This window comes from Saccharibacillus qingshengii (genome assembly GCF_013185195.1).
GTDB classification, from domain to species: Bacteria; Bacillota; Bacilli; order Paenibacillales; family Paenibacillaceae; genus Saccharibacillus; species Saccharibacillus qingshengii.
Window position 1 is genome coordinate 24,343 of sequence record NZ_JAAZWC010000024.1, and the last position, 11,240, is coordinate 35,582.

The window sequence follows — 11,240 nt, forward strand, 5'->3', positions numbered from 1 at the left end:
CCTGCTCGGCTATGACGCAACAAAAGAATCCCCCGATGCTCGATTTGAGCATCGGGGGATTCTTTTGTTTTTTCCGTAGGTGTGTCAGTCTTAAGCATCATTCAAATTTTAGAACAAGTTATCGCCGATAGGACCGCTACCTGGGTCGGTCGGATCCGTCGGATTGACTGGCGTATTTCTGGAAGTGACCCGAATTTCCGTGGTCGCCGTAATCCTATTGTCCAGCGATCCGTCCGGTGACGGATACATCACGGTCACCGTCGTGGAGGTACCGCCTTTGACGCCGGTCACTAACCCTTTATCGTTCTTCTCGTTTCCTACAGCAGCCGAGTTCGGATTGTCGCTCTTCCAATCCAGCACCGGAAGAATCTGCGGCAATTTGCCGACCATGACTCCCGGCGCAGGGTTCAGCAGAGCGTTCAGGTTGAGGCTCTGGCCTTCTTGAACCGTGATCGGACTCGGCAGCTGCAGTCCGGTCAGTCGGGCTTGAACCTCGATGTCTTGGTAACTGGTCATACCGCCGACGGTTACCGTTATTCTGACTTTGCCTTCGAGACCGTTGTCCGGTTTCAACGTAGCGTAGCCGTTCTTTGTATCGGAGAGCTGCGCATAAGGCTGAGTGCTCGAAGAATCAACGGTCCACCTGCCGTCCGTACCTTTTGTAAGATTCTGTACGGTCCATGAATAATCGGTCGGGCGCTTCGTCCAGCTGTTAAGATCGTACGTGTCGAAAGCTGCTTTCAAATCCAGCTGGCTGTTGAAGTAAACGACAGGCTGTTCAGGAAGCGATTCAAGTGTTTCGGGTTCTTTGCCTGTCACTTTACGGATATTCACGTCGACTACGCGAATCGATTTGAACGCCGGAGCTACCGGAGCTGCCGCACCTTCGGCAGTAGCCGTTACCTTTACGACGACTTCTCCGGGTTTGTCCAAAGAGATAAGTGAATTGGCAAGAGGAGTTCCGTTCGAAGCCGTGTTGGTAAGGCGTCCCGACGTGTCTCCTTCGCTTACACTCCATAGCACCGATTTCAAAACTGCTTTTTCCGGTTCCACTTTTGCGATCAAATCGATTGAATGACTAGTCGAAGAACCGCTTTTGGTGACCGGAATCCAATTTGGACCGTCGACCGAAATGCTTTCCAACGGATTGATGACATAGATGGTATGGACGGGCGCCGTCCAATCCCGGCGGCTGATTTCGTTTCCGGCTTTGTTTTTCTTAATTACGGTTGCCGTTAGCTGCACATCTGCCGAACCGATCTTTTTGCCGCTCAGAGAAACCTTGGCTTCGCTTAAAGGCTTTTTAAGGAGAGCAATAGAATTTTGGTTGCCGTCTGCCGTTTCCGTTCCGCCGGACAAGGTCCATCTGATGTTCGTGAGTTCCAACGAGTCATCGTTGACAACAGCTCTAATGTCGTCGATCGTTTCGTTCAGCCCAACGGAATGACTGCCTTCAATCGAAAGCGGAGAAACAGCCACGGTAACTTCGGCCGATTTTTTGATGCCGCTTCCGTCATTGGCGATTGCCCAGATTCGGGTGGTACCCGGAGAGATGCCTGTAATCGTAGTTGTACGGTCAGTAGGTCCATTCTTCAAGATGCTTACGATGGAAGGATTCTCACTTTCCCAGGTCAACGTTTTATTCAATGCATTCTCAGGAAGGACTTTGGCAGAAATCGTGAGACTGTCTTTGATCCAAATAAAGCTATCCTGCAGTTCGATCGAAGAAACCAGGACCGGTACATAGAAGTCGACGGGCGGGAAAATGACGGACTGGTTTTTACCAGGCGTCGGTTGTGCTGAAGAAATAGTAGGACCTAATCCTGTAAATGTCTTGTTATAAATAGCAACATTGCCCGTTATTTTACTGGCTACTATTGCACCCTGAACATTACTTCCCGTAAATGCAACAGTTCCCGTAGGAGCTAAAAGCGTTCCGTCAATTACTGCATTGCTGACGGAGAAAGTTCCAGTTCCTACATAGTTCACAAGCAAAGATTGTGTAGTTGTACCCTTTGTGAGAAACCCGTCTGTAAAACCAGCGTTGTTGCCGCTGACGTTTATGATTGTGGTAGAGTTTTCTGGCACGGTAAGGTTAGTTTTTGCAAGAGGCGTAGTATCAGTATTAATATTAAAAATGTTCATTGTAGGATCTTTACCCGTCAGATATAAGTTGCCCCATTTAGCTTCTACAACCCCGTTAGCAGCCATGTTTTTATAACCGTCAGAAAGGGCAGAGAACGATTGAATCATGGTTGGGAAGCCGTTGATGCCGGAGGAAAGCAGACGCTCATTAAGCTTATCTTGAATAGCTGCAGGAGCATCTTTTATGGCTCGGTCGCTAGCAATATCGATTGTACCACCAAACACCGCGTTGGAAGAATTCAAATTTGTTTGGGTACCTAAGGTCAAATTACCTACAGCGTATAACTGGCTATCCAACAGTCCAACATTGCCAACCGATAGGTTTCCTGTCGTCCAAATTGAACCGTTGGTTATTCTAGCTCCACCCCCAGGATTAGAGAAATTTAAACTTTTGTTTGAAATCACAGCTTGGTTAGCTACAGCAAATGAAGTGAAATTAATATCCGAATTAGAAATGATAGATCCTTTAATAGGACCTCCTCCATTAATGGTACTTGCCACGTTGCCGGTCAAAATCAGACTATAATCTTTTAATATTTTCAATGCCGTAGACGTCGGGTCTGCTGCCGGCTGCGGAAAATCGACGTAAGACAAATGCGCTTTATTCAAAAGGTACGGGTTTTCCCGCGTCTTTTTGGGAATAACGGTTAGTGTGAAGAAGATATCGCTGCCGCTTTTGGCTTTATACGATTTTTTGTCGTCGGACAGCACGTAAGTGATCGGATTGGTGAACGTTTTGCTGATCACGTATCCTGTATTCGCATCGCCGCTGTCAATGACCACTCCATCCGGCAGAATCGAAAGTCCTGTCGCCGGGTTCTTGGGAAAGTCCAGATTTGGCGGCAGCGTCTCCGTATATTTGACCTTGGTAAGTTCCATCGTTGGCATCGGCGTGCCGTTGGTCGTTACTTTGCTAAGCTCGATAGGCTGCGCTTCTACTTTGTAGTCAATTTCGATGGAATCGCCGACCTTAAATGTTTTTTGCGCGTTCGCATTATTGATCGTGCGGGAAGTTTTCAGGATCGCTTCCTTTTTTTCAATGACAAGGTCGATGTTCTGAGTCGCTTTGGCTCCCTGTTCGTCCATTGCCGTAATTTCGATCCGAATCTTCCCGCCGTCGACGGCCAAAGGATTGGCAAAGGTTTCGCTGATGACTTGTCCTTTTCCGATCGTCTTTTTGGCGATGGCCAGGTCGGGACGCTCTTGATTGTTTACCCAAATTTTTGCAGAAGAAGTGAGATTAAGATCTTTGATATCCAAATCGTTGACTTTGTAACTAAAGCTTAGATCGCTGAGATACGAAGGAAGCGTGCGATCGGAAGCTTCGGGAGTGATCACTTGAATCGACGGAGCATGATTCGAACCGATGAATGCACGGAACATCGTATTGACGAATAACTTTTGTTCCCATTCCGGGAATTTTTTATTGACGTGGCCGGTTCCGGAGTAAGTCACGTTTCCTTTGGAATACGTATAATAATGATCATAACTGTCGTCGCTATCCCTTTTATACGTATCTGCGTCTTCGCTTACGATGTTATACCAAGGAACGACCTGGGGATCCTCGAGATTCAGCATGTAATACTGGTCATGCGTTTGAAGGACCTGGCCCACAAAGCCGCCGTCATTAGAAGGTTTGAGCGAGAGATCAAACGGGAACTGCGTCAGCATGCCGCTGTTTACAATCTTCGTGCGCGTGGAGGGATTAGGAGCTCCTAATCCCAGGTTCGTATAAAGTCCGGTTTGCCCGGTCGTCGTTTGGAAATTCTTGACCCAAGCGTTTGAATTGCCGCCAATCATGGTATCGTGCGTGAACATGACCGCCTGACCGGTATTAATGAAATCATTTACGTATTTGGCGGTTTGGTCGGTTAACTCGCTGGAAGTTTTCGAATTATAATTATCTATGAATCCGAAGATGACCATGTCGTATTTTCCGTTCAACTTGGAATACGAATTTTCATTGCTTTCCGTATTAAAATCTTTGAACAAGATTGGCGTAATTTGAATATCGTAGTCGTCCGATTTCAAATAATCTTGTTTCATGTTCGTTTCCGTTCTTAGGCTGCTGGCATTGTCGCTCGGCATGACCTGGAGAACGCGGATGGTCGTTTTCTGGTCTCTGACCCTGAAAGCACCGGAAACGTAATCGCTTTGATTGTTGGCGTTGAGCACCAGTTTCCAATAGATGGGACCCGAAAAAGTTTGCGGCAGCGTATAAGTGATCGTGCCGTTTTGTTGATTGATGGTTTTGCTGGCGACGACGTTAGCGGCCGTCATCGGCAGTACTTTATCTACGCTGGCGTAAAGTGTCACGTTGACCGGCGTGGAGAAGTCTTTGACGTAGTTTGCGTTGAAATTGAAAGTCAGCGTATCGCCGGGTCTATAAATTTTTGTAGGATCTTTAATGAAGTCGGTCGGTTGGGACAGAACTTCAAGCTGCGGGCGCTGTTTGAACGAAGCGTCGCCTGCTTTAATCTTGCTGACGAGAGCCCGAAAAGTGGCGCTGTCGGAGGCTCCGACGTAAGAAACGCTGCTGGCCGGCTCGGTCAAATAAGTATTGTAGAAAGAGCGAAGTTCGCCGGACGGTTGTTTGTCCGCGATCGCGGTATTAAAAATCACCGGCAGATTCCGGCTGATGTATTTCTTTTTAATTTCTTCTACTTTGAGCTTTGTGATATCGTTCATTTTTTTGGTCGTATCGTGTGCCTGCGACTGAGCGTCTCCGGATTGGGAAGTAAACTTGCTTGGTTGTTCGGTACTGTAAAATCCGGAATTTTCTGCTTTTTCGGCTCCGAAGTAGATCGCGTCGTATTTGCCGTCCAATTCGTCGCGCAGGGCGACGAATTTTTTCATGCGCATGGTCTCGACGACGACGTTTCCGTTAACACCGAGCGCTGAGGACAAAGAATAGCTTCCGTCCGGTTTGGGATTATCCACGATCTCCAAAATTTTGATTTTATAAGGCGGATCAGACGCCATGGCTTTCCAGATCCCGAACGGCACGCTGATCAACACGAGAGCCAGAAGCATCGTCCAGACCCACATCATTCTCTTCTTCATCAAGTAATTCCTCCTTTATTTCATCCGATCTATTTGGTTACTCGTTTGTAATCGTTTTTTCCTAGATTATTTCATTATTCAGTAAAAAACTTCGAATTCAGCTAAATGAATTGTCAAAATTCTGCCTGTATGATATATAATCATTTTAGGTCATAAGACTTACGTTCTCAATACTATTTACTCAGTACTCGAAAAAAAATGTATGAAATTGCGAGTATACACGATTTTTCGATTTTTTTCTCAAATCCTCTTAAAAAACCCTCCCGATTCTACGATATATAAAAAGACGCTTCGGGCCGTCGGTCCCAATTTTGGTGAACCATTTGTCTCAGGCGCCTGTTAATCCTTAATCTATTTCGGTTGGAAACGACAAAGTTTGAATCTCAAATTTCAATAAATATAGGCGGAGATGAAGCGGGAATGGCAATCGTTAAAAAAAGGCTCGGCGACCTGCTCGTCGAGAACGGTATTATTTCCGAAGAGCAGCTGCAGCAGGCGCTCGTCGAGCAGCGGGAAACCAAGCGTAAGCTCGGCGACCACCTGATCGCGCAGGGCACCATCACAGAGCAGCAGTTGATCGAAGTGCTGGAGTTCCAGCTCGGAATTCCCCACGTCAGCCTGTTTAAATACCAGATCGACCCGGCGATCACGCAGATCATTCCGGAAAGCATGGCCAAGCGCTATCAAGTGCTTCCTTTCATGAAAGAAGGCGGGAAGCTGATGGTCGCCATGGCCGATCCGCTTGATTATTTCGCGATCGAAGATTTGCGGATGAGCACGGGTTTCCGGATCGAGCCGGCCATCTGTACGCGGGACGAACTGCAGCGCGCGATCGCCCGGCATTACGGCATGCGCGACTCGATGAACCTCATGATGGGCGAGCTGCCGAGCGCGGAAGAGATCGAGGAGACCGAGATCACCGACGAAGATTCGCCGATCGTAAAACTGGTCAACCAGATGATCCAGCAGGCCGCTCAACTGCGGGCATCCGACATTCATGTCGATCCGGGCGAGAACAATCTGGCGATCCGTTATCGGATCGACGGATCGCTGCGAACCGAACGGATGATTCCCAAGCAGATGCAGGGCTTTATTACCGCGCGCCTCAAGATCATGGCCAAGCTGAACATCGCCGAACGGCGTCTGCCGCAGGACGGCCGGATCAAGATGCAGGTCGATTATCGCATGATCGATATTCGGGTATCTTCATTGCCTACCGTGCACGGCGAAAAGATCGTGCTTCGGTTGCTCGACTTGACGACCGGCGTACAGTCGATGGATAAGCTTGGATTCGATGACCGCAATACGACCGTGTTCAAAGAAATGATCGAACGTCCTTACGGTATCTTGCTGCTTACGGGTCCTACCGGCAGCGGCAAAACGACGACGCTGTATTCGGCACTAAGCCACTTGAATACCGAAGAAGCGAACATCATTACGGTCGAAGATCCGGTCGAGTACCAGATCGAAGGCATTAACCAGGTTCACGTGAACCCGGCGGTAGGCTTGACGTTTGCGGCGGGTCTGCGTTCCATTCTCCGGCAGGACCCGAACATCGTGATGGTCGGGGAAATCCGGGATACGGAGACGGCAGAGATCGCGGTTCGTGCCTCGCTCACCGGTCACTTGGTTCTGTCTACGCTTCACACCAACGATGCGGTAAGCAGTGTGACACGGCTTCGGGACATGGGCATTGAGCCCTATCTGATTGCTTCATCGCTCATTGGAGTCGTGGCTCAACGTCTGGTCAGGAAAATATGCCCGGAATGCAAAACGGAGTACACGCCTTCGGAACAGGAAAAAATTCTTATGCAGAGTAACGGGATTTTCGCCGATAAATTGTACAAAGGCAGAGGATGCGGCAATTGCAGTACGACAGGTTATCGCGGTCGGGTAGCCATTCACGAAGTTCTGCCTATGACAGATTCCATGCGGCGTCTGGTCAATGAATCCGGCAGTATCGAAGACATGCGTGACGTTGCGAAAAGAGAAGGCATGAAGTCGTTGCTCGAAGACGGCTTCCGCAAAGTCGGCATGGGCATCACGACGTTGCAGGAAGTCATGAAAGAAACCGTCGCCCATTAACGGAAGGGCATCGAACAATGGCGAGGAGCTGCTGAGGATGAACGAACAAACACGGACAATCGAGGAGCTGCTGCGCGAAATGCACGCTAAAGGCGCATCCGACTTGCATATTGCAGTCGGTGCTCCGCCAAATGTGCGGATTCACGGCTCGCTGATGGTTTTGGCCGGCGGTATCGTCAGTCCGGCAGAAGCGGAAAGCATGGCCGATGAGCTGCTTGGCGAGGAACGGGCGATTCGGTTCCGTACGGAAGGCGAGTTGGACTTCGCTTATGCGCTGCCGGGAGCCGATCGTTTCCGGATCAACGTGTATCGGCAAAAGGGATACGCGGCCATATCGGCTCGTTCCATCCCCGAACGAATTCCGACAATGGAACAATTGGGATTACCTGCTTCACTGGCTGCACTCGCCCATCGGCCGCAGGGACTGATTCTGGTTACCGGCCCGACGGGAAGCGGCAAGTCATCGACATTGGCAGCCATGATCCAAGATGTAAATAGCAAGAGCAGCAAACATATTGTGACGCTGGAAGATCCGATAGAGTTCATGCACGAGCATCGCAAATCGCTGGTGCACCAACGGGAAGTCGGATTGGATACGGCAAGCTTCGCGGACGGGCTGAGAGCTGCGCTCCGGCAAGATCCAGACGTCATTTTGGTCGGGGAAATGCGGGACCTGGAGACGATCTCGGCGGCGATTACCGCAGCGGAGACGGGGCACTTGGTATTGGCAACGCTGCATACGACGGATGCGCCCAAGACGATCGACCGGATCATCGATGCTTTCCCCGGCCATCAGCAACCTCAAGTTCGTACGCAACTTGCATCGGTTCTCACAGCAGTGATCTCGCAAAGATTGCTTCCGAACCGTGGTGGTCAAGGACGAACATGCGCAACCGAGATTCTGGTCAACACACCGGCTGTCGCCAACTTGATCCGCTCGGAGAAGATCCACCAGATCCGCAGCGTGATGCAAACGGGCAAGGCACACGGCATGCATACGCTGGAGATGAATATCCGCGAACACTTGCAGCGCGGACAGGTTGATCCGACCGCCGCCAAAGAATACATGACGGAGGTGACCGCCTGATGGCGCAGTTCGAATATCAGGTGCGAACCGGCAGCGGCAAGCAGCTCAAAGGAAAGTTGAACGCGAGCGACAAAGCCGCCGCGATGGAAGAACTCCGCAAACGCGGATTGAAAGTCTTCTCGCTCGTCGAGAAAAACAATACGGTATTGTCGAAAGAAATCTATATCGGCAATCCGGTCAAGTCGATTCACTTCATTATCTATTGCCGTCAGTTCGCGACCTTGATCCGTGCAGGGATTACGATCGTGGATGCGACTACGATCTTGGCGGGACAGACAGAGAGCAAAGCGCTCAAAGGCGCGTTGATCCAAGTCTCATCGAGCCTGCTCAAAGGGATTCCGTTCTCGCAAGCCGTACAAGAGCATAAGCGAATTTTTCCTTCGTTGTTCGTGAGCATGGTGCGCGCGGGGGAAGAGACCGGGGATCTGGAAGGGACGTTGGACCGTCTGGCGTTCTTTTTCGAAAAGCAGCACTCGACTCGCGAAAAAGTAAAGTCGGCGCTAACTTACCCGGCGACAGTAGCAGTTCTTGCGATCGTATCTACGGTGTATCTGCTTTGGGCGATTGTACCGCAGTTTATTACAATGTTTGCTTCGTTCGACGCGGAGCTACCCGCGATTACGATAGCAGTTCTTGCACTAAGCAACAGTATTCAGCATCACTGGTATTTTTGGGGCTTGGCGATTTTGATATTGATTGCTACATTCTTTATTGCGAAAAGAACAGATAAAGGCTCCTACTGGATCGACTACATGAAGCTGAAAGTTCCGGTATTCGGCAAGTTGAATCAAAAAAGCTCGATTGCACAGTTCACTCGTACCTTTTCTTCATTGTATGCAAGTGCGGTTCCTGTGCTCCAGTCATTAACGATTGTCGAAGACGTAGCGGGCAATAAAGTGATCGGTAACGTAATCCGCAGCGCGGGCGATTCGCTTCGCCAAGGACGGTCGTTATCGGCTCCTTTGGAAAAATCATGGGTATTTCCGCCGCTCGTCACCCAGATGATCGCGATTGGTGAGGAAACTGGCGCTTTGGGCGATATGCTTGGTAAAGTTGCTGATTTTTACGAAATGGACGTAGATAATACGGTTGATCGTCTCAAGTCTTTACTAGAGCCGTTACTTATTACATTTTTGGCAGCGGTGATCGGTGTCATCATGGCCGCTATCATGCTTCCGATGTTTACACTGTACGGTAGTATCGGTTAAAAAGCGCGCGGCTCTGTGTGAAGTGCCGAATTTTGATTCGGATATGTACGGCGCCGCGATCTGATCCTAATTTGGGGTCAATGGCAATACCGGAGATTCTCCGGAAAATTAACTCACGGGAGTGAAGATTAGATGAATCAAGCAGTAGAAATGGCTAACGAAGTAGAAGTGAAAGAATCCGGCAAGTCGACATTCATGCAACGCGTATGGGCAAAAATGGGTAAAGAAGAAAAAGGCTTTACCTTGATCGAACTCTTGGCTGTTCTTATCATCATCGCAATCATCGCAGTTATTGCAATTCCACTGATTGGTAACATTATCAACAACTCGCGTCAAGACGCCGACCTCTCGACAGCAAGACAAGTTTATGACGCTTCGCGTATGTACATCATTGGTGAAAAGAACGGTGCTTTCGATACGACAGCCAAGGTAACGGTTGAGGAACTTCAAACAGCTGGATACCTTGAAAAAACAGTTGTTCTTCCAAGTACCAAAAATAAACTTGATACTACAGGAGAAGTTGTATTTGAAAAAGGTGAGCTTAAATCGGTAAATCTGAAAAGTACTAAAGGTGCTTACAGCGCAGAAGAAGTTCTAGGAGCTGAACCAGCGGCACCAGCTGAAGAAACTACCCCTTAACTTTAAAAGTAAAATGTTTAACAAACCGGAAAAACCACCGTTTTTCCGGTTTCTCTTTATGTTTACTCTTCTACCTCTTCGTCTAAGATTGGAATCTCAGCAGAATGCCAAAAAAATTGTGAAAAACCGGAGCAGTCGCTTTTACGCTCTAATTTCGCCTTTCGGCATAACCTAATCAAGAAATTGGAGGGTAACAGCGATTGGAACAACCTTTTGGCGGGAAGCGCCTTATTCCAATCCTCCATGACTTATGACCATTTTCATCGCGATCTACATCACCATCGTCGGCCTATTATTCGGTTCTTTTTTCAATGTCGTCGGACTCAGGGTCCCTCTCGGTGAGTCCGTCATTCACCCGCCGTCGCGTTGTGGAAGCTGCAACACGAGACTGGGCGCAAAAGATATGGTTCCGGTATTCAGCTACATGTTTTCAAAAGGTAAATGTCGACACTGCGGCGTCAAATTCTCACCGGTCTATCCGTTATTCGAAGCGGCAGCCGGGCTACTTTTCTTATGGATGTTTCTCCGCTTCGGTCTGACGGGCGCAATGGCAATCGGGATTGTGCTTGCCAGCCTATGCGTTATTGTTACGGTCGCGGATTTGAAATATATGCGGATTCCCAATAAAGTGCTGCTTTTTTTTGCGCCGATTTTGATCGTGCTTCGTTTTGTTTTTATGGACGCGGCATGGTGGCATTACATACTCGGCGGCGTATTCGGCGGCGGATTGATTTTGTTGATCGTGCTGCTGACCAAAGGCGGTATGGGGATGGGAGATGTTAAGCTATTTGCTTTGTGCGGGTTTGTGCTGGGCATTGGACCTGCAATATTGGCTTTTATGTTGGCTTGCGCATTCGGAACGATCGTCGGCTTAATACTGATCGCTTCGAAAATTGTTCAACGCAAACAGCCCGTTCCGTTCGGACCGTGGCTCGCGCTGGGTACTTTGATTGCTTATCTTTACGGAACGCAAATTATCAGTGGATATTTCTCGCTGATCGGTTAGGAGGACA

At 49.0% G+C, this 11,240-nt stretch carries 6 protein-coding genes; 5 read left to right on the forward strand and 1 reads right to left on the reverse strand.

Going from position 1 to position 11,240, the window contains the following annotated elements; genetic code table 11:
• Positions 1-108 precede the first annotated feature (108 nt).
• Positions 109-5,208 (reverse strand): choice-of-anchor A family protein, encoded by a 5,100-nt coding sequence (locus tag HRQ60_RS17955; protein WP_172198315.1) that lies wholly within the window; start codon positions 5,206-5,208, stop codon positions 109-111.
• 420 nt (positions 5,209-5,628) lie between these two features.
• On the opposite strand from HRQ60_RS17955, the gene HRQ60_RS17960 reads away from it, so the two are divergent.
• From HRQ60_RS17960 to HRQ60_RS17980, 5 genes are all read left to right on the forward strand, one after another.
• Entirely contained in the window at positions 5,629-7,293 is a 1,665-nt protein-coding gene (locus HRQ60_RS17960; protein WP_172198318.1) for a GspE/PulE family protein, read from the forward strand.
• Between the two features lie 37 nt (positions 7,294-7,330).
• Positions 7,331-8,380, forward strand: a complete 1,050-nt coding sequence (locus tag HRQ60_RS17965) for a type IV pilus twitching motility protein PilT (protein ID WP_172198321.1) — start codon at positions 7,331-7,333, stop codon at positions 8,378-8,380.
• Positions 8,380-9,588 (forward strand): type II secretion system F family protein, encoded by a 1,209-nt coding sequence (locus HRQ60_RS17970; RefSeq protein WP_172198324.1) that lies wholly within the window; start codon positions 8,380-8,382, stop codon positions 9,586-9,588. Before HRQ60_RS17965 ends, HRQ60_RS17970 begins: the two co-directional genes overlap by 1 nt.
• Positions 9,589-9,720: 132 nt before the next feature.
• Positions 9,721-10,227, forward strand: a complete 507-nt coding sequence (locus HRQ60_RS17975) for a prepilin-type N-terminal cleavage/methylation domain-containing protein (protein ID WP_246281391.1) — start codon at positions 9,721-9,723, stop codon at positions 10,225-10,227.
• 250 nt (positions 10,228-10,477) lie between these two features.
• Positions 10,478-11,233: a prepilin peptidase gene (locus HRQ60_RS17980; RefSeq protein WP_172198328.1), complete on the forward strand. Its 756-nt coding sequence runs from the start codon at positions 10,478-10,480 to the stop codon at positions 11,231-11,233.
• Positions 11,234-11,240: the final 7 nt, after the last annotated feature.